This is a genomic window from Pseudomonas fluorescens, from assembly GCF_900215245.1.
Classification (GTDB): domain Bacteria; phylum Pseudomonadota; class Gammaproteobacteria; order Pseudomonadales; family Pseudomonadaceae; genus Aquipseudomonas; species Aquipseudomonas fluorescens.
The window spans coordinates 6,363,948-6,383,560 of record NZ_LT907842.1 but is presented as its reverse complement, the minus strand read 5'-3'; the positions used below and the strand labels follow the sequence as shown (position 1 = coordinate 6,383,560).

At 61.0% G+C, this 19,613-nt stretch carries 17 protein-coding genes; 6 read left to right on the top strand and 11 right to left on the bottom strand.

Annotated features, from left to right (window positions below):
• The first annotated feature begins 46 nt into the window (after nt 1–46).
• From CPH89_RS29445 to CPH89_RS29430, 4 genes are all read left to right on the top strand, one after another.
• Nucleotides 47–1,291 (top strand): NAD(P)/FAD-dependent oxidoreductase, encoded by a 1,245-nt coding sequence (locus CPH89_RS29445; protein ID WP_053256977.1) that lies wholly within the window; start codon nt 47–49, stop codon nt 1,289–1,291.
• Complete coding sequence (locus tag CPH89_RS29440; protein ID WP_053256976.1) at nt 1,292–2,104, top strand: sulfite exporter TauE/SafE family protein; 813 nt, start codon at nt 1,292–1,294, stop codon at nt 2,102–2,104. It abuts the gene before it with no gap.
• Between the two features lie 126 nt (nt 2,105–2,230).
• Nucleotides 2,231–3,877, top strand: a complete 1,647-nt coding sequence (locus CPH89_RS29435) for an MFS transporter (RefSeq protein WP_053256975.1) — start codon at nt 2,231–2,233, stop codon at nt 3,875–3,877.
• Entirely contained in the window at nt 3,874–5,028 is a 1,155-nt protein-coding gene (locus CPH89_RS29430; RefSeq protein ID WP_053256974.1) for an HlyD family secretion protein, read from the top strand. The genes CPH89_RS29435 and CPH89_RS29430 overlap by 4 nt, the downstream gene beginning before the upstream one ends.
• A 57-nt stretch (nt 5,029–5,085) precedes the next feature.
• Here CPH89_RS29430 and CPH89_RS29425 read toward each other — a convergent pair whose 3' ends face one another.
• The 8 genes from CPH89_RS29425 to CPH89_RS29390 all read right to left on the bottom strand — a co-directional run bounded on the left by CPH89_RS29425 (nt 5,086) and on the right by CPH89_RS29390 (nt 12,163).
• Complete coding sequence (locus CPH89_RS29425; RefSeq protein ID WP_053256973.1) at nt 5,086–5,982, bottom strand: aldose 1-epimerase; 897 nt, start codon at nt 5,980–5,982, stop codon at nt 5,086–5,088.
• 14 nt (nt 5,983–5,996) lie between these two features.
• Entirely contained in the window at nt 5,997–6,872 is an 876-nt protein-coding gene (locus tag CPH89_RS29420; protein ID WP_053256972.1) for an SMP-30/gluconolactonase/LRE family protein, read from the bottom strand.
• A gap of 30 nt (nt 6,873–6,902) precedes the next feature.
• Nucleotides 6,903–7,727, bottom strand: coding sequence for an NAD-dependent epimerase/dehydratase family protein (locus CPH89_RS29415; RefSeq protein ID WP_053256971.1), 825 nt, complete (start codon nt 7,725–7,727; stop codon nt 6,903–6,905).
• A gap of 194 nt (nt 7,728–7,921) precedes the next feature.
• Nucleotides 7,922–9,184 carry an OprD family porin gene (locus CPH89_RS29410; RefSeq protein ID WP_053256970.1) on the bottom strand — a complete coding sequence of 421 codons (1,263 nt, stop codon included), beginning with the start codon at nt 9,182–9,184 and terminating at the stop codon, nt 7,922–7,924.
• Nucleotides 9,185–9,453: 269 nt separating this feature from the next.
• On the bottom strand, nt 9,454–10,311 hold the full coding sequence (gene copD / locus CPH89_RS29405; protein ID WP_053256969.1) for a copper homeostasis membrane protein CopD: 858 nt from the start codon (nt 10,309–10,311) through the stop codon (nt 9,454–9,456).
• A gap of 3 nt (nt 10,312–10,314) precedes the next feature.
• Nucleotides 10,315–10,680, bottom strand: a complete 366-nt coding sequence (gene copC / locus CPH89_RS29400; RefSeq protein WP_053256968.1) for a copper homeostasis periplasmic binding protein CopC — start codon at nt 10,678–10,680, stop codon at nt 10,315–10,317.
• Nucleotides 10,674–11,141: a GNAT family N-acetyltransferase gene (locus CPH89_RS29395; protein WP_053256967.1), complete on the bottom strand. Its 468-nt coding sequence runs from the start codon at nt 11,139–11,141 to the stop codon at nt 10,674–10,676. The genes copC and CPH89_RS29395 overlap by 7 nt, the downstream gene beginning before the upstream one ends.
• A gap of 158 nt (nt 11,142–11,299) precedes the next feature.
• Nucleotides 11,300–12,163, bottom strand: a complete 864-nt coding sequence (locus CPH89_RS29390; RefSeq protein WP_053256966.1) for a sensor domain-containing diguanylate cyclase — start codon at nt 12,161–12,163, stop codon at nt 11,300–11,302.
• 361 nt (nt 12,164–12,524) lie between these two features.
• Here CPH89_RS29390 and CPH89_RS29385 point away from each other — a divergent pair, with 361 nt between their 5' ends.
• Nucleotides 12,525–13,145 carry a TetR/AcrR family transcriptional regulator gene (locus tag CPH89_RS29385; RefSeq protein ID WP_053256965.1) on the top strand — a complete coding sequence of 207 codons (621 nt, stop codon included), beginning with the start codon at nt 12,525–12,527 and terminating at the stop codon, nt 13,143–13,145.
• A gap of 121 nt (nt 13,146–13,266) precedes the next feature.
• On the opposite strand, the gene preA is transcribed toward CPH89_RS29385, so the two are convergent.
• The 3 genes from preA to hydA form a co-directional block, all read right to left on the bottom strand.
• Nucleotides 13,267–14,541 carry an NAD-dependent dihydropyrimidine dehydrogenase subunit PreA gene (gene preA, locus CPH89_RS29380; RefSeq protein ID WP_053256964.1) on the bottom strand — a complete coding sequence of 425 codons (1,275 nt, stop codon included), beginning with the start codon at nt 14,539–14,541 and terminating at the stop codon, nt 13,267–13,269.
• Nucleotides 14,541–15,908: an NAD(P)-dependent oxidoreductase gene (locus tag CPH89_RS29375; protein ID WP_053256963.1), complete on the bottom strand. Its 1,368-nt coding sequence runs from the start codon at nt 15,906–15,908 to the stop codon at nt 14,541–14,543. The genes preA and CPH89_RS29375 overlap by 1 nt, the downstream gene beginning before the upstream one ends.
• Before the next feature lie 77 nt (nt 15,909–15,985).
• Nucleotides 15,986–17,425 (bottom strand): dihydropyrimidinase, encoded by a 1,440-nt coding sequence (gene hydA, locus CPH89_RS29370; protein ID WP_053256962.1) that lies wholly within the window; start codon nt 17,423–17,425, stop codon nt 15,986–15,988.
• A 602-nt stretch (nt 17,426–18,027) separates the two neighbouring features.
• Between hydA and CPH89_RS29365 the strand changes: the two genes are divergently transcribed.
• Nucleotides 18,028–19,515, top strand: a complete 1,488-nt coding sequence (locus CPH89_RS29365; RefSeq protein ID WP_053256961.1) for an NCS1 family nucleobase:cation symporter-1 — start codon at nt 18,028–18,030, stop codon at nt 19,513–19,515.
• The last annotated feature ends 98 nt before the right edge of the window (nt 19,516–19,613 follow it).

The following is a 19,613-nucleotide window of genomic DNA, read 5'->3' as shown; positions in this document are numbered from 1 at the left end:
TACGGCAGCGACCCTTGTGTGCACTGACTATAAAAGGCAAAAGACCATGACCGAGCAACACTGTGGCCCTACCATCAGTGGCGACATCGTAGTCATCGGCGGCGGCTCGGCAGGTATCGGCCTGCTGGCCAGCCTGCTCAAGCGCGACCCGCAGTTGAACATCCTCCTGATTGAACCGAGCGACCATCACAGCTACCAGCCGGCCTGGACCTTGGTGGGGGGCGGCGCGTATGACCTGAAAAAGACCCGACGCCCGCTGGCGGATGTGCTGCCCAATGGCGTCACCTGGGTGCAGGCCGCCGTTAGCGAATTGCTGCCCGACGAACACACCCTGGTGCTCGACAGTGGCCAGCGGGTCAGCTGGAACAACCTGATCGTGTGCCCCGGCCTGCGCCTGGCCTGGGAGAAAGTCGAAGGCCTGGCAGACACCCTCGGCCAGAACGGCGTCACCTCCAACTACAGCTATCAGCACGCTGCCTATACCTGGCAATTGGTACAGCAACTCAAGGGCGGCAAGGCGATCTTCACCCAGCCCGCCATGCCGATCAAATGCGCGGGTGCGCCGCAAAAAGCCATGTACCTGTCCTGCGATCACTGGCTCAAGCGCGGCCACCTGAACAACATCAACGTTGAATTCAACCTGGCGGGGGCGGCCCTGTTTGGCGTGGCCACCTTTGTGCCGCCGCTGATGAAATACGTCGAGAAATACCACGCGCACCTGGCGTTCAACTCCAACCTTGTCAAGGTTGATGGCCCCGCCCGCAAGGCCTGGTTCGAAGTCAAGAACGCCGAGGGCACTGTCACGGTTGAAGAGAAAACCTTTGACCTGCTGCACGTGGTTCCGCCGCAGGTTTCCCCGGACTTCATCCGCCAAAGCCCGCTGGCCGATGCTGCCGGCTGGTGCGAAGTGAACCCGCACAGCTTGCAGCACCTGCGCTACCCGCACATCTTCGGTCTGGGGGACGTGTGCTCTACCACCAATGCCAAAACGGCCGCCGCGGTGCGCAAGCAGATTGTGGTGGTCGCAGAAAACCTGCTGGCCCTGCGCAAGCAGGCGCCGCTGCCGCTCAAGTACGACGGCTATGGTTCCTGCCCGCTGACGGTGGAGAAGGGCAAGGTGGTACTGGCCGAGTTCGGCTACGGCGGCAAGCTGCTGCCGACCTTTCCATTGGACCCGACCCAGTCGCGCCGCTCGATGTGGTTCCTCAAGGCCACGTTGTTGCCGTGGTTCTACTGGAACGGCATGCTCAAGGGCCGCGAGTGGCTGACCCGCCTGAGCAAGGTGGATTAAATGCTGCTGGCGAGCATGTTGGGATTATTGATGGGCCTGGTCATGGGTCTGACTGGCGCGGGCGGTGGCATCCTCGCGGTGCCGGCGTTGGTACTGGGGCTGGGCTTGACCATGACCCAGGCGATGCCGGTGTCGTTGCTCGCCGTGGGGGCGGCGGCGGCGGTCGGGGCGATCCATGGGTTGCGTCACGGCCTGGTGCGCTACCGTGCCGCGTTGTTGATTGCGTTGCTCGGCGCGCTGTTTTCACCGCTGGGTGTGTTTGTCGCTCACCAGTTGCCGGAGCACCTGCTGATGGGGTTGTTCAGCGCGTTGATGGTGCTGGTGGCCTGGCGCATGTTGCGCCGTGAAAAGGTTGAAGCGGGCCCCAGTGACCACGGCGCGGCTTCGTGGGGCCAGAAGAACTGCATGCTGGATCAACAGACCGGGCGCCTGGCCTGGACCGCCAAGTGCACGGCCACTCTGGCTGCGCTCGGCGCGGTAACCGGCGCGGTGTCGGGCTTGCTCGGCGTGGGCGGTGGCTTCCTGATCGTGCCCGCGTTCAAGCAGCTCACCGATGTGCAGATGCGCGGTATCGTCGCCACTTCGTTGATGGTAATCAGCCTGATTTCGCTGATCGGTGTGGTCGGCGCGCTGCATGCCGGTGTCAGCATCGAACCCATGGGCTGGGTGTTTATCGGTGCGAGTATGGTCGGCATGGTGGCCGGCAGGCGCCTGTGTTCGATGATTCGTGCACGCACGTTGCAGGTGGGGTTTGCCAGCCTGTGTGGGGTGGTGGCGGTCGGGATGCTCATCAAGGCAACACTCTCACCCTGACTTGGAATACCGTCCAACTGTGGGCGCGTGTACACATGTGCCATGGCAAGATGAACGCCGCTCAGGTTTACTAGTCCCTGAGTAGTGGTTTACCGACCTTGCACGTCGGCTCATCAAGGTCACCGAATGGATAAATACACCCCCCACACCTGGCAGCCCCACGAGCGACCGAGCCTGCCCGGCTCGCCGTCGACGCCGCTGCACCCCACGCACAAGCGCTGGCTGTTTGCGCTGGTCGGCGTGCTGGTGGCGATTACCGGCGGGCTGGGCAATGCCCTGGTGATCGCCAACCTGCAATACCTGCAGGGTGCTCTCGGCGCGACCACCGCCGAGATGGCCTGGCTGCCCGCCGCGTATGTCATGACCAACGTGTGCATGAACCTGCTGCTGGTGAAGTTCCGCCAGCAGTTCGGTTTGCGTGCGTTTACCGAGGTGTTTCTGGTGCTGTATGCGCTGGTGACTTTCGGCCACTTGTTCGTTAACGACCTCAGTTCGGCCATTGCGGTGCGAGCGGCCCACGGCATGGTGGGGGCGGCGCTGAGTTCGTTGGGCTTGTACTACATGATCCAGGCGTTCCCGGCGAAGTGGCGCATGAAAGCCCTGGTGCTGGGGCTGGGCACCGCGCAGTTGGCGTTGCCGCTGGCGCGCCTGTTCTCCGAAGATTTGCTGCAAATCGCCGAGTGGCGCGGGCTGTACCTGTTTGAACTGGGCCTGGCGCTGATCTGCCTGGGCTGCGTATTTCTGCTCAAGTTGCCGCCCGGCGATCGCTTCAAGACCTTTGAAAAACTCGATTTCCTCACCTTCGGTATCCTCGCCAGCGGCGTGGCACTGCTCTGTGCGGTGCTGTCCCTGGGGCGTATCGACTGGTGGTTGGAAGCACCGTGGATCGGCGTGGCCTCGGCCTGTTCGCTGGTGCTGATCATGGCCGGCCTGGCCATCGAGCATAACCGCAAGAACCCGTTGCTGATGACCCGTTGGTTGGGCAGTGGCGTGATGATCCGCCTGGCGCTGGCGGTGGTGTTGATTCGCATGGTGCTGTCCGAGCAGTCCACCGGTGCCGTGGGGTTCATGCAGATATTGAACATGAGCTACCAGCAGATGCACACGTTGTATGTGGTGATGCTGGCCGGGGCGATTGCCGGGCTGGTGGTCAGTGCGCTGACGATCAACCCGGCCCACTTGCTGATGCCGTTGATCATCTCCCTCGCGCTGATGGCCACGGGCTCGGTGATGGACAGCTTCTCCAGCAACCTGACCCGCCCGCAAAACCTTTACATCAGCCAGTTCCTGCTAGGCTTTGGCGGCACCTTCTTTCTCGGGCCGACCATGGTGCTGGGCACGAAAAACGTGTTGACCAACCCGCGCAACCTGGTGAGTTTCTCGGTGATGTTCGGCATTTGCCAGAACCTGGGCGGCCTGATTGGCGCGGCCTTGCTGGGCACCTTCCAGATCGTGCGCGAGAAGTACCACTCCAGCATGATCGTCGAGCACCTGACCCTGCTTGACCCGCGTGTAGCCGCACGGGTACAGAGCGGCGGCTCGGCCTATGGCGGCGTGATCGCCGACCCGGAACTGCGCAACCTGATGGGCATCCGCAGCCTGGCCACGGCGGCCACGCGTGAAGCGAACGTGATGGCCTACAACGATGTGTTCATGCTGATCGCGATCATCGCGATCCTCACCATGCTCTGGATCTTTATCCGCAGTCTGTGGCTGATAAGTACCACCAAGACCGCAGCCCCTCCCGTTCAACCCAGCGGCGTTACTTCATGACCGAACCGACCACCAGCACCACGACCACCACTAACGCCATCGCGTCCACCCCCGAAGGCAGCACGCCGCCGGGTGCATCGGTCACCGAGCCGCGCTCGTTGCGGGTACGCATCATCTCCTCGCTGGGCTTTGCCGCAATCGCCATCGTCGGTGTACTGATCGTGCTGTATGCCTGGCAGTTGCCACCGTTCAGCAGCGCGGTGGAAACCACCGAGAACGCGTTGGTGCGCGGGCAGGTGACGATTATCGGCCCGCAACTGAGCGGCTATGTGTATGAAGTGCCGGTGCAGGACTTCCAGTTCGTCAAGGCCGGCGACCTGTTGGTGCGCCTGGATGATCGCATCTACAAACAGCGCCTCGACCAGGCACTGGCGCAACTGGCCGTGCAGAAAGCTTCATTGGCCAACGTGGTGCAGCAACGCAACAGCGCCGAAGCGACGATCAAACTGCGCCAGGCCGCGCTGGTGGACAGCCAGGCCCAAGCGCGCAAAAGCACTGCCGACCTGCGCCGCAATGAAGCGCTGATCAGCGACGGTTCGGTGTCCAGGCGTGAGCTGGACGTGGCCCGCGCCGCGAATGCGCAGACCGTCGCAGCGGTCGCCCAGGCACAGGCCAGCCTGGACATCGCCCGGCAGGACCTGCAAACAGTAATCGTCAATCGCGGTTCGTTGGAAGCTGCGGTGGCAAGTGCCGATGCGGCCGTGGAACTGGCGCGTATCGACCTGGCCAACACCCGCATCATCGCGCCGCGTGACGGGCAACTGGGGCAGATTGGCGTGCGCCTCGGCGCCTACGTCAACTCCGGCGCGCAGTTGATGGCGCTGGTGCCACCCCAGTTGTGGGTGATTGCCAATATGAAAGAAACCCAGATGGACAATGTGCAGGTTGGCCAGCCGGTGACCTTCACCGTGGATGCGCTGAACCACCGCAAGTTTCACGGCACGGTGCAGCATATTTCCCCGGCGACCGGGTCGGAGTTCAGCCTGTTGCAGGCGGACAATGCCACCGGCAACTTTGTGAAGATTGCCCAGCGGGTGCCGGTGAGGATTACGGTTGACCCCGGCCAGGCCGAGATCGAGCGCCTGCGGCCAGGGTTGTCGGTGGTGGTGAGTATCGACACGGCAGGGCGCCTGAAAAACACCCCGCCCTGACACGCACGTGTGGCGGCGGGCTTGCTCGCGAAGGCGCTGTGTCAGTCGCTGGGTGAGTCAGTGATCCACGGCATTCGCGCGCGCACCCGCTTCAACCGTTGGATGGTAGTCGAGGCTGAAATCGAGTTGGATTGATTGGCCGTGTTCTAACAGTCTGAGGCCAGGCCGCCCTGGCAGATGATGGGCATTTACCGGGTGGCTCACCGGCTCAATGCAAAAGAACCCCAACCCCGGCGGGCAGTACAGCAGGAAGTAATCAGCGCCGGTCGCCCGGCATTCCAGCGTATACCCCAACTCCGGCTGCTCAATCCGGCAATGCCCGTCCCATTGGCAAAACCCGTTGTCCACCAGGCCTGCGGGCAGCGTTTTTGAGCGCGTGAAGTCCCAATCCTGCGGCACCGGCGCCAGCCCGGTCGGCAGCTTCGACGCATCACTCAACCACACCTGCTTCGCCCTGGCCTGTAACTGTGTGCCTGGCTGACGCGGCAAGTAGGGATGCAAGCCCAAACCGTGCCACGCCGCATGCTCAGCCAGATGCGTGACGCGCAACGCGATGCTCAGCTCACCGTTGTTCAAGCGAAACCGCTGCTCGGCGCGGTAGGCGAACGGTGTGTCGCACACTGATTCGAGCACCACTTCATCCGCCGTCTGGCTGAGCACCTGCCACACCTGTTGCCAGGCTGAGCCATGGATCGGCAGCGGATCGGTAGGGCTGTTGGGCGTCAGGCCCAGCCAGCCGGTGGGGTTGTCAAAACCGCCTTGGGCGATTCGGTTGGACCAGGGCGCCAAGGGATAACAGCCCAGCTTGCCCGGCAAACCGCTGTTGAGCGCATGCTCATCCGTGTGTCGCAACAGCGGCTGCCCGGTGGCGCGCACACGCCAGTTGACGATGCTGCCGCCCACGGCCGGAGCCAGGGTGAGCTGGGTGAGGTTATCTTCGAGTTCAATCAGCATCGCAGTCCAACCCACTAGAGGGCAAAGGTCGGTTCGGGCAGGCCCTGGACGCCAGGGTTCAGGGCGAATACGCCACCGGCCAGCGACTGTTCACTCTGGTCGTCACGGATCGAGGTGACGAACAACGTGTCCAGGCGGCTGCCGCCAAAGGCGCACATGCTGGGTTTTTTCACCGGCACGCTCAGGGAACGGTCGAGGCGCCCCTCGGGGGTGAAGCGGTGAACCAGCCCGGCGTCATTGGCGCAGATCCAATAGCAGCCGTCGGCATCCACCGCTGCGCCATCGGGGCGCCCGGGGTACTGCTGCATATCGACGAACACGCGGCGATTGGATGGCGTGCCGGTTTCGATGTCGTAATCGAAGGCCCAGACCTGCTGCACCAGCGGATGCGAGTCCGACGCGTACATCGTGCGGCCGTCAGGGCTGAAGGCCAGGCCATTAAGGGTGATAAAGCCGCTCAACTGAGCCTGCGGCGCCGCACCTGAGGCGTAGCGGTAAAGGCTGCCCTCGGCCGCGTTCAAGCCCATGTTGAGCACCATGCTGCCGGCCCAGAAACGGCCCTGGCGATCACAGCGGCCATCGTTGAGGCGCATGTCCGAGCGCGGGTGCTCGACACTCGCCAGCAGCGTGGTGTCGAGGCTGCCATCGTTGTGCGGGGTGAGTTGGAAAAAACCGCTTTCCATCCCGGCGAGCCAATTGCCCGCGGTGGTGCGGGCGATGCACGCAAGCATTTGCGGCGCTTTCCAGGCGGCGATGTGGCCGGTCGCGGCGTTCCAGCGTTGCAGGCCGCCGTTGGGGATATCCACCCAATACAGCGCGTTTTCCTGCGGCACCCACACCGGGCACTCGCCCACGGCATTGCGGGCGTCGACAATCAATTCAGCACTCATGGTCACTCATTCCCTTGGGTTGCTGTGCGGTCAGTCACCGAACGGTCCCGCCGCGCAGAATGCGCCGCCTTGATAGCGTTTCGCCGGGTCATCGGCAGCGACGGGTGGCAGCGTTTCGACCTGCGCCCGGAACACTTCGGAGGTGTCCTTGGGCGCATAACCCAGGTGCGCGGCGTAGCGGTTGTCCCACCAGGTGTCGAGGTTATCCGACATGCCATAGACCACGGTGTGGCCGACGCTCGGTGTGTACAGCGCGCGTTCGAGCAGTTGAGTCAGGTCATCGAAACTCAGCCAGGTGTGCATCATCCGGCGGTTTTGCGGCTCGGCGAATGAGGAGCCGATGCGGATGCTCACGGTCTCGATGCCATAGCGATCAAAGTAGAAACTCGCCATGTCTTCACCGTAGGACTTGGACAAACCGTAGTAGCTGTCCGGGCGGCGCGGCGAGTGTGCGTCGATGGTTTCGCCTTGCTTGTAGAAGCCGATCACATGGTTGGAACTGGCGAAGATCACGCGCTTCACACCCTGGCGGCGGGCGGCTTCATAGATATGGAAAATCCCGCAGATATTGGCGCCGAGCACGTCTTCGAACGAACGCTCTACCGAGACGCCGCCAAAATGCAGGATGGCGTCGACGCCTTCTACCAAATGGTGCACCGCTTGTTTATCGGCGAGGTCGCACGGCTGCACTTCTTCGCCGGCATCGATGGCCGGGGCCATGTCGGCGATGTCCGACAGGCGCAGCACCTTGGCGTAAGGGCGCAGGCGTTCGCGCAAGACTTTACCCAGGCCGCCGGCGGCACCGGTGAGCAGCAGGCGGTTGAAGGGAACGGGTACGTTTGTAGGGGTGGTCATGAGGGTTCCATTATTGTTGTAGGTTGTCGTATGACTTGGTGGAAGTATCGTTTTGCATTCCCTGCGTTGTCAACGTTCTTCCTGATGACAAGTGACTCATTGTGGGCGCTGGCTTGCGATGGTGGTCGGTCAGTTGATAGTGCGGTTACTGATACACCGCTATCGCAGGCAAGCCAGCTCCCCCATTGACCGAGTTACAACAAGGAAATCGGGTAGCTGATAAAGAGCCGATTTTCATCGAATTCATTGTTGCTGAAATCCCGACGCAGGGTCGAGTTCCTCCAGCGCACGTTCAGGTTCTTCAACGCACCGCTCTGCACGGTGTAGGCCAGTTCCGATTCGCGCCCCCATTCCTTGCCATCCGTGATCGCGCCGCTGTGTACGTTACTGCCGCTGATATAGCGGTTCATCATGGTCAGCCCGGGAATACCGAGCACCACGAAGTTGAAGTCATGGCGCACCTGCCAGGATTTTTCCCTGGCGTTGTCATAGCTGGAGTTGTAGCTGTCGTTGGCCAGGGTGCCGCCGCTGGTGCCATTAACCCTCATCCACAGGCTGTCACCGGTCAGTTTCTGCACGCCCACGTAGAAGGTGTTGCCGTTGTATCGGGCCGAGAGCAAGGCGGAGAGGGTCTTGTTGTTCAGGTCACCGGCCAGGGCGCTGCCGTCTTCCTTGCCATTGAAGTAACCGAGGTTGGCGCCCAGGGTCCAGTCGCCTATGGGCTGGCTGTGCGTCAGGTTGAAAAACTGTTGCTGGTAGATATCGCTCAGTTCGGCGTACCACACGCCGACTTGGGTGCGTTTGTTGTTGAAGCTGTATTCGCCGCCGGCAAAATTGAAACGGTTGGAGGTGAACGCGGCTTTGCCGTTCATGAACATGTCTTCCATGCTCGCATCGTTACGCGGGCTGTTACCGCGAAACTGCCCGCCATAAAGGGTCAGCCCGGCGATTTCATTGGAGGTAACCTGGCCCCCGCGAAAGGTCTGGGGCAGGGACCGGCCATCATCGGAGCGCAAGATCGGCAGCACCGGCATCCATTCGCCGACTTTCAATTCGGTCTTCGACAGTCTGGTTTTCAGCGCCACGCCCAGGCGTCCGAAATTGTCGGCGGGGCGCCCGTCACGGCCGATAGGTAACAGTTGCGTGCCCCCGGTGCCTTTACCGCCATCGAGCTTCTGCGAATACAGGCCCAACACATCAAGCCCGAAACCGACGGTGCCTTGGGTGAAGCCGGATTTTGCATCGAGGATGAAGTTCTGTGTCCACTCTTCTGCCTTGGCCTGAGGATAGGTCGGGTTGGTGAAGTTACGGTTGAAGTAGGCGTTGCGCAGGTTAAGTGTGGCCGTGGCGTCATCGATAAAACCGTCGGCCTGGGCGTTGAGGGGCAGGGTGACTGCCAGGCTGCTGAAGCCGATAAGACCGAGACGCGAAGAGAAAGGGCGGGCGAATTGACTCACAGTGAGGCTCCGTTTCGTTTGTTGTTTTTATTATTTGTCGTACGTCGTCGTACAACATTGGGCGAGATATTTGCGAGGTTTTCGGGGAGTGTCAAGCAGAAGTTATACGATGACTATGCATGAACGCTCTGAGTTGGGCGCGTCCGTGTGGGAACGGGTTTGCTCGCCAAAGCGGCGTAGCCATCGCCAGGTGTATGGCCTGATCTGCCACATTTGCGAGCAAGCCCGCGCCCGCAGGTCATCGAGTGGGACTTGAACGTGCGGTGAACTCAGCCGGCCATCACCATCGGAGGAAGGGTGCCAAGGAGGGAAACAGCGGCGACTGCACAAACGCCTAACAGCCATTCCAGCATCACGCTGGCTTTCAGGCTGCCCAGCCGTTGCTCGCCATGCTCGATGCGTAGTCGGTTCAGCAGCGCCAGCGCCAACATGCCCAGCACCAGCAGCACTTTGATCAACAGAATCAGCGCAAAGCCGTTGAACAACGGCGTGGGCCATAGCTGCCCGGTCAGCACGCGCACATTGATCAAACCCGTCACCAGCAGGCCGGCGACCAGGCCGTAACCCACGCCGCTGAAGCGTTTGAGGATGGCTTGCAGCGCGTGCGTCGGAGACTGCCTGAGGATCAACACCAGCAACAACAGCCCACCGAGCCAGGCACCGACGCATACCAGGTGCACCACCTGATTCAGAATCAGCAATTGCCCGCTCAGCCCATTGAGCATGGCGCCATGGCCAACGGGCGCCAGCGTCGCCAGCAGCAGTGCGCTCAACGGCAGGCGCAACAGCGGCCAGGGTTTGATCAGCACGATGACCAGCAGCAGGTTGAGCAATAAATGCCAGACCCACGCCTGGCCGAAAAAGGTTTTGCCCAGCACCAATTGCACGGTTGCCGGTTGCAGGGCCGCCTCCCAACTGCCGGCCATGCTGGCGGTGATTAACAGCAACCAGGCCACCCCGGAGCCCAGCCCCAGGCCTGCCAAGGCACGGTGGATGCGCAGCAGTTGCCGGTCCAGTGTCGGCTGCGGTTCAGCGCCCAAGAGCCAGGGCCTGAACACGCAGGCCCCGAACATCAACAGCACGACGATGAAATGCAGGAAGCGACACAGCACCAGCAGGGTCGCCATGGGTTATTGGCCGACCTTGAAGCTGTATTCACCGTTGCTCTTGTGGGTGTCGACCGACACGGCGTTCCACACCACTTTGTAGGTGCCGGGAGCCAGCGGTGCGGCTGGCGTGACCACCAGGGTTTTCTTGTCGGCGTCCGGCGTTTCCAGGCCTTTGATCGCAACTTCGGTGCCGTCCTTGCTCAGCGACACCTTGGTGAAGGTCGCTTCGACGCCTTCGCTGAAGGTCAGGCGCACGTCAGCGGGCGCTGCGACAGTGCTGTCGGCGGCGGGTGTTTGGCTTTTCAGGTGGGCATGGGCAAATGCCGCCGAGGCGCCCAGCAGAGAAGCGAGCAGGGTGACGGTGGTCAGGGCTTTCTTGATCAACATTGTTCAGTACCTTCAGTGGAGGGCTTTGGTAATGCCATATGCAGCAGGGGAAAGGGTTTGCCTTCGCCATCCAGCGGCGAGCGCGCGACCTGGATAAAACCATAGTGCAGGTAGAAACCCACGGCTTGCGGGTTTTGTTCATTAACATCGACCGTGAGCGTGTCATGGCGTGCGCGGGCATGCTCGAGCAATTGCCGGCCAATACCCTGGCCACGGCGGTCGGGGTCGATAAACAGCATTTCCACGTTATGCCCGCCGGTGGCGATAAAACCGGCGAGGCCTTGACTGTCTTCGAACACCCATACATCAAGTGCGGGCATCGGCAGGTAGGTGTCACGGACCAGGGGCAGCAAACGCTGGATGTCATCCTCGGGGAGGAAGTCATGGGTGGCCCGTACCGAGCGCTCCCACAGCGCTCCCAGCACTGTGTCGTCGGCGGCCACACGAGGTCGAATAGTCATTGCAATGATCCTTCATAGGGATCGCGATCCTAACCAATCCGTTTTTGGGGGGGAAGGTTCGCGTATGAAGTTTCATTATGCCCTGTCGCCTCGGTCTAGAGCCGGTGGCAGTCCCCAAGCCCTGGTGTTGTCGGCGAGATTGACCAGCGAAAAGCGCGTCACTTAACTGTAATTCGCTGCCGTTTTATCCGGTACATATCACTGTCGGCGTGGCTCAGCAGCGTGTCGGCGTCCTCACCGTCCGCGGGATAAAACGCCACGCCCACGCTGCAAGACGGCATTTTGACCCCGTAAAACTCGGCGCCCAACGGTTCGGCCATGACCGCGAGTATTTGCGCCACTATCCCGTACACCGCTTCCTGCGACTGCATATCCGTCAGCAGCACGGTGAATTCATCGCCGCCCATCCGAGCCACCAGGTCGCTCTCGCGCACACAGCGCTCCAGCCGGCGGGCGATCACGCAGAGCAGCCGATCGCCCACGGCATGCCCATGCCCATCGTTGATGCCCTTAAAGTCATTAACGTCCAGAAACAGCAACGCCAGCGTCGTGTTGTGGCGCTGTGCGGCTTGCAGGGCCGAATCCAGCCCGGCGTTGAACAGCGAGCGGTTGGTGAGGGCCGTCAGCGGATCATGATGGGCGAGGAAACGTAATTCTTCCTCGGCCTGGGTGAGGGCGGTTACGTCCCTGGCAACGCCGATCCGCGCACCGACCTCTTCGGACCAGAACGCCGCCCACAGGATGTGTACGGCGTTGCCATCCTTGCGGATATAGCGGTTGCGGAAATCGACGTGAGGCTTGCCATTCATCACCCGCATGATTGAGGCCCGCGTGCGCGCCAGGTCCTCCGGGTGCATGTAGTCGGTGATGAGTGTGCCGGTCAGCTCGTCGGCGCGGTAACCGAGCAGCGCTTCACAGGCATCACTCACAAAGACGATCAGGTTGTCGCTGTCGACCACGAACACCGTGTCCAGCATCAGGTGTATCAATTTTGGATAGAGGGCTTGCAGGTCAACGGCCATAGGTCGGGGCGTCCGGTTCAGATGCGCCGATAATAGCCCGATCACGACGGACGTTGCCGGGGAATCCTGCAGACTTTCAGGTGCTGTGCCTGATCTGTCGATCAACGGCGCTCAAAGGCCTGCGCCAGCGCAGTGCAGACGAGCAATCTGCTCGGCATATCATGACGGCGAGTAGCCTAATGTGGCGGTTCGTGATGTGATGGAGGGCGTTGGAATCTGAAGATTCATCACCCGATGTCCCTGCAGCACGCTATTGCGCGCGCAGCCCCCACGTGCGTGGGCACGGCGCAAAGCAGGCGCGACAGGGGGTTGATGTGTCGAAGGTCAATTGCATCTAACAGTGAGTGGGCTTCCAGCATTTATGGGCAATCACAAGATCGGCATTCGTCGGGTCAACGTCGAAAAAATTCTGCTGGCAGCGGAGAAAATCTTCGCTGAGAAAGGCTATGGCAGCACCGCCATGGCTGACATCGCCGAAGAAGTGCAGTTGCCGCGCTCCAACCTGCATTACTACTTCACCACCAAGAGCGAGCTGTACAGCGCGGTGCTGTTCGACCTGCTGGAGTTGTGGAAGCAGGATGCCCTGAGCTTCGAAACCTTCGATGACCCACGGGTGGTGCTCAGCAGCTACATCCGCGCCAAGATGCAGCGCTCGCGCACGCGGCCGTATGGCTCGAAAGTCTGGGCCAATGAAATCATCCACGGCGCGCCGACACTGGGTGAGGCGCTGGACGAAAGCCTGTACGACTGGGCCAAGATGAAGGAAGCGAAAATTCGCCAATGGGTGGAGGACAAACGCATTCTGCCAGTGGAGCCGTCGAGCCTGCTGTATATGATTTGGGCGTCGACCCAGCACTATGCGGACTTTGATCACCAGGTGAAGATTTTGAATGATCACCAGCCGTTGTCGGATATGCAGTTTGAGAAGGCAATCCAGACGGTGACGGGGGTGATTTTGCGGGGGATTGGGTTGGAGCCTTAAGAGGTGGGGTGAGGCTTAGGGCCCTTCGCGAGCAAGCCCGCTCCCACCGTTGACCGCGTTTTGTCTGAAGCAGTGCAGTCGAAGGTGGGAGCGGGCTTGCTCGCGAGGGTGGTCCAAGCAGCTACACCGCCTCCCGGTAAGGATTACGCGGGTCCTGGGTCCAATTCAAAAACGGTTTACCCGTCTCTATCGGCACCATCTCAATGCAATCGGCCACCGGGCAGGTGATCTGGCACAAATTGCAGCCTACGCACTCATCGTCAATGACTTCGTATTTGTGCGTGCCATCCGCCTGTTTCAAACTGGCGATGGCCTGGTGCGACGTGTCCTCACAGGCAATATGGCAACGTCCGCAGCCAATGCACGCGGCCTGGTCAATCTTCGCAATCACCTGGTAGTTGATGTCCAGGTACTTCCAGTCCGTGGTATTGCCCACCGCCCGCCCGGAAAATTCCTGCAAGCTTTTGTAGCCTTGGCTGTCCATCCACCGCGACAGGCCATCCTTCATCTCCTCGACAATTCGAAACCCATGCAGCATCGCCGCCGTGCACACCTGCACTGCGCCGCACCCCAGGGCGACGAATTCCGCCGCGTCACGCCAGTTGCCGATGCCGCCAATCCCGCAGATAGGCAGGCCCTGGGTCTGTGGGTCACGAGCGATTTCCGCGACCATGTTCAAGGCGATCGGCTTCACCGCCGAGCCGCAATAACCGCCATGGGTACTTTGGCTGCCGACCTTGGGCAGGGCGACCATGCGCTCAAGGTCGACACTGGTGATGGAGTTGATGGTGTTGATCAACGACACCGCATCCGCGCCCCCGCGATACGCCGCGCGCGCCGCCACGCGAATGTCGGTGATATTCGGCGTGAGCTTGACGATCACCGGCAGCGAGCAATACGTCTTGCACCAACGCGTCACCTGTTCCACATACTCCGGCACTTGGCCGACCGCCGCGCCCATGCCGCGTTCGGGCATGCCATGGGGGCAGCCGAAGTTGAGCTCAATGCCGTCGCAGCCGGTGGCCTCCACCAACGGCAAGATAGCTTTCCAGGATTCTTCAACGCAGGGCACCATCAACGACACGATCAGGGCGCGGTCGGGCCAGTCCTTTTTGACCTGGGTGATTTCCCGCAGGTTGATCTCCAGTGAGCGGTCGGTGATCAGCTCGATATTGTTGATGCCCAGCACTTCACGGTTGGCGCCGTAGTGCGCCGAGTAGCGCGACGACACGTTGACCGCCGCCGGGTCTTCACCGAGGGTTTTCCACACCACGCCGCCCCAGCCCGCTTCGAACGCGCGGACCACGTTGTAGGCCTTGTCGGTGGGCGGCGCGGAGGCCAGCCAGAACGGGTTGGGGGCTTTGATACCGGCGAACACAATCGAGAGATCGGCCATTACGCAGCCTCCACATTCAGCATGAGTTGGGCGTGCATGGCTTCGGCGGCCAGCTTGCCGTGTTGCACTGCTTGTACCGTGAGGTCCTGGCCGAGGCTGACGCAATCGCCGCCGGCGTATACCCCGGGAATGCTGGTGCGCAGGTGTTCGTCGACGAAGATTCTTTCGCCCACGCGGTGCAGTTGCTGGGCCAGTGGGTCGTGCAGTGCGGCGTTATCGAAACCTTGCCCGATGGCTTTGAAGATCGCGTCGGCGGCCAGCTCGAAGGTCTCGCCAGTGGCGTGCAGCCGCCCGTTTTCCATGCGTGTACGGGCGAAACGCATGCCGCGTACGTGGCCCTGATCATCGAGCAAGACCTCTTCGGGCTGGGCCCAGGTCAGCAGCCGTACCTGATTGGCTTTGGCAATGTCCTGTTCATGCTGGGTGGCGCCCATGTCGGCAAGGCCACGGCGGTACACCAGGTTCACGTCGCGCGCACCGAGACGGGCCATTTGCACGGCCATGTCGATGGCGGTATTGCCCGCGCCGAGCACGATACAGCGGTCGGCCAGAGGCAGTTGCGAGAGGTCGTCGGCCTGGCGCAGTTCGCGAATATAGTCGGTGGCGGCAAGCAGTCCGGGGGCGTCCTCGTGGGGTAAACCGAGCTGTTTGCTGGCGGCGAGGCCCAGGCCAAGGAATACCGAATCGAATTGCTGGTGCAGTTCGCTCAAGGTGAGGTTGTCGCCCAGGCGCTGACCGTGGCGGATCTCGATGCCGCCGATCTGCAAGAGGAACTCCAGCTCCTTCTGGGCGAAGTCATCGACCAGTTTGTATTTGGCGATCCCGTATTCATTCAGGCCACCGGCCTTCTCGCGCGCTTCGAATATCACCACGTCGTGACCGTGCAAAGCGGCGCGATGGGCACAGGCCAAACCCGCTGGTCCGGCGCCGACCACGGCGATGCGTTTGCCGGTCGGCGCAGCGCGTTGGAACGGGTGTTCGCTGAAGTGCGCATTGTCGATGGCGTAACGTTGCAGCAGGCCGATCAACACCGGCGCGCATTCTTCGGCGTTGTTACGCACGCAGGCTTGCTGGCACAGGATTTCGGTGGGGCAAACACGTGCGCAACTGCCGCCGAGGATATTCGCCGAGAGGATTTTCTGCGCCGCGCCTTGCACGTTTTCGGTGTGGATATTGCGGATGAACGACGGGATGTCGATCTCGCTGGGGCACGCATTCACGCACGGCGCGTCGTAGCAATACAGGCAGCGCGAGGCTTCCAGTTGGGCCTGGCGGGCGTTGAGCGGCGGCGCCAGGTCGGTGAAGTGGCTGGCGAGTGTCGCCCCATCTTCATGGGGATGGGGGAGGTGGGTCAGGGTCTGGATCACGGTTTTGGCCTCACGGTTTCTTTTGGATTGCCTCTAGCGGGCATCTTTGTTGCCTGTGCTGGCGCCGATTGGCGGTATCAGCGTTTCACGGCAGTGGGCCTGGAATGCTCCGCCCGCTTGCTCAACTGCTCAAACACCGATGGGTACGCGGGGCGTTCAACATATCGCCCGGCACCGCGTTCGGCGCGCAGGTCGCCATCGGCCCAGACCAGCTTGCCCTGGCTGATGGTGTGGCTCGGCACGCCGCGCACGGTCTTGCCTTCGAAGATGTTGAAGTCGACTTTCTGGTGGTGGGTCTTGGCCGAAATCGTGCGCGTGCCCTCGGGATCCCACAGCACCAGGTCTGCATCGGCGCCCACGCGGATCGCGCCTTTGCGCGGGTACAGATTGAAGATCTTCGCGGTATTGGTCGACGTCAGCGCAACGAACTCCTGCATCGACAACCGCCCGGTGTTCACGCCTTCGTGCCACAGCAGCGCCATGCGGTCTTCGATACCGGCGGTGCCGTTGGGGATCTTGCTGAAGTCATCACGCCCTGCGGCTTTTTGCTCAGCGCAAAAGCAGCAGTGGTCGGTGGCGGTGGTGTGCAGGTTGCCCGATTGCAGGCCGTGCCACAGCGCTTCCTGGTGCCCGCGCGGGCGGAACGGCGGGCTCATCACATAACCTGCAGCGGTGTGCCAGTCGGGGTGCTGGTAGACACTGTCGTCCAGCAGCAAGTGGCCGGCCAGCACTTCGCCGTACACCGGCTGGCCCTTGCCACGGGCATAGGTGATTTCGTCCAGGGCTTCCTTGGTTGACACGTGCACCAGGTACAGCGGTGTACCAATTGTCTCGGCGATGCGGATCGCGCGGCTGGCCGCCTCACCTTCCACCTGCGACGGGCGCGACAGCGGATGCGCTTCCGGCCCGGTGATGCCCTGGGCCATCAACTTGCGTTGCAGGTGATACACCAGTTCGCCGTTTTCCGCATGCACGGTGGGCACTGCGCCCAACTCCAGGCAGCGTTCGAAGCTGGCGACCAGCGTGTCGTCAGCCGCCATGATCGCGTTCTTGTAGGCCATGAAATGCTTGAAGCTGTTGATGCCGTGGTGGCTGACCAGCTCCGCCATCTCCTCACGCACTTGTTCGCTCCACCAGGTGATCGCCACGTGAAAGCCGTAGTCGGAGGCGGACTTTTCTGCCCAGCCGCGCCACTGGTGAAAGGCTTCCATCAAGGACTGCTGCGGGTTGGGAATCACAAAGTCGATGATCGACGTCGTGCCCCCGGCAAGGCCTGCTGCGGTGCCGCTGAAAAAGTCTTCACTGGCAACGGTGCCCATGAAGGGCAATTGCATATGGGTGTGCGGGTCGATGCCGCCGGGCATCAGGTATTGGCCGCTGCCGTCGAGCACTTCAGTGCCGGCGGGAACATCCAGACCTGTGCCAATCGCGCGAATTAGACCGCCTGCGCATAAAACATCGGCGCGGTAACGTTCATCATGGGTAATAACGGTGGCGCCACGGATCAACAGCGACATGTCGAGTTCCTCACAGGCTTGACCGGCTGGTGCCAGTTCTAAGTGTTGTAGTGCTGCGTGCCGATGGCTATTCAAAACCTGTCATCGGTGACAGGAATAGAAACTAGCCCGAGTTTTTATAATGAGCAAGAAGATTTTTTATAAGCATATAACGTGTTTAAAGTATTGATTATTAAGGATAAAAAACAAATATCACCAAAATGTAGCGACCTCTCACCATTTTGACGCACTTGACAGGTTATCAATTTGAGCAACATTTCTTATTGCAAATCAGACGCTTGAGAGATGCCTCTTGACGGGGGCGGGAAATAAAAATAATTGTGTTGCACCAGATTGAGTCCCGCGGCGTCGGACAACTTCCGCGTTAGTTAGCCTGAGTGGCGCGGACAGTACCGAGGGGCCAATCGGATAAAGAAATAAAGCTGATAAACATCAGCAGGTTATATAAGCGGTGCGGGTTAAGTGGCGGTTGTCGGCACGGTTATTGAGTGCAGTGGCGGCTGGCCGGTCCCGTGATGTCATGTTGTTTACGAGGTACTCCGGCCACCCCGCACTCAGCGTGGGGGTGAGCAACAATAATTCGAAAAAACCGTGGAGCGGCCATGCAACAGAACAGATCGCAAGTCATTGAGCGCAACGGCCTGTACGAACTCGACGCCGGCCCCGACGTCCTCGACAGCCCTCGCTACAACCACGACATGGCACCGACCAAGGTGCACGAACGCACCTGGAACAAATGGCACATCACCGCGCTGTGGGTCGGCATGTCGATCTGCGTGCCCACCTACACCCTCGGCGGGGTATTGACCGCGTACTTCGGTTTGTCGGTGGGCGAGGCGTTGATGGCGATCCTGCTGGCCAATATCGTGGTGCTGATTCCGCTCACCCTTAACGCGTTTCCCGGCACCAAGTACGGCATTCCGTTTCCGGTATTGCTGCGTTCTTCCTTTGGCATTCTCGGTTCCAACGTGCCGTGTTTGATTCGGGCGCTAGTGGCGTGTGGCTGGTTTGGCATCCAGACGATGTTTGGCGGGTTGGCGATTCACCTGTTTCTGGGCTCGATTTTCGAGGGTTGGAAAGCCCTTGGCGGCACCGGTGAAGTGATCGGCTTCATGATTTTCTGGACCTTGAATTTGTGGGTGGTGCTGCGCGGCGCCGAGTCGATCAAGCGCCTGGAAACCCTGTCGGCGCCGTTGTTGGTGGCGGTGGGGATTGGCCTGCTGGTGTGGGCAATGCCGAATGTATCGCTCAGCGAGCTGATGGCGATTCCCCCCAAACGGCCTGAAGGCGCGAGTCTGACCGGTTACTTCATGGCGGGGCTTACTGCGATGGTGGGCTTCTGGGCCACCTTGTCGCTGAATATTCCCGACTTCAGCCGCTACGCCAAAAGCCAGAAAGACCAGATTCTCGGGCAGATTTTCGGGCTGCCGCTGACCATGTTCCTGTTCGCCGCGCTCGGCGTGATCATGACTGCCGCGTCGGTGAAACTGGTGGGCGTCAGCGTCTCTGATCCGGTGACCCTGATCGGGCATATCCAGAGCCCGGTGTGGGTGGCCATTGCCATGCTGCTGATCATCATCGCCACCTTGTCCACCAACACCGCAGCCAACATCGTCTCGCCCACCAACGACTTCCAGAACATCGCGCCCAAGCTGATCAATCGCACCACGGCGGTCATCCTCACCGGCCTGGTTGGTCTGGTGTTGATGGGGCATGAGTTGCTGAAAAAACTCGGGCTGATCGTTTCGGATGTGAGCCTGGAAACGGTCTATTCCAACTGGTTGCTGGGTTACTCAAGCCTGTTGGGGCCGATTGCCGGGATCATGGTGGTGGACTACTTCATCACACGCAAACAGCAGTTGGACCTGGCCGGCCTGTACCGCGATGACGTTTATCCTGCGTGGAACTGGAGTGGCTTTGTCGCCTTCGGCGTGCCGGTGGTGCTGACCCTGTTGTCGCTGGGCAGTGATGCCTTCAGCTGGTTCTACAGCTACGGCTGGTTCACCGGTTCGGCGTTGGGCGGCTTGCTGTATTACGGCCTGAATTCCAAGCGCAGAGCCAGCCCGTTGGCGCTGAAAACGCCGTTATAAAAGATTGAAAGGCAAGCCAAATGTGGGCGCGGGCGTGCTCGCGAAAGCGTTGAGTCAGTCAGCGCATCAGTCGCTGACAGACTGCATTCGCGAGCACG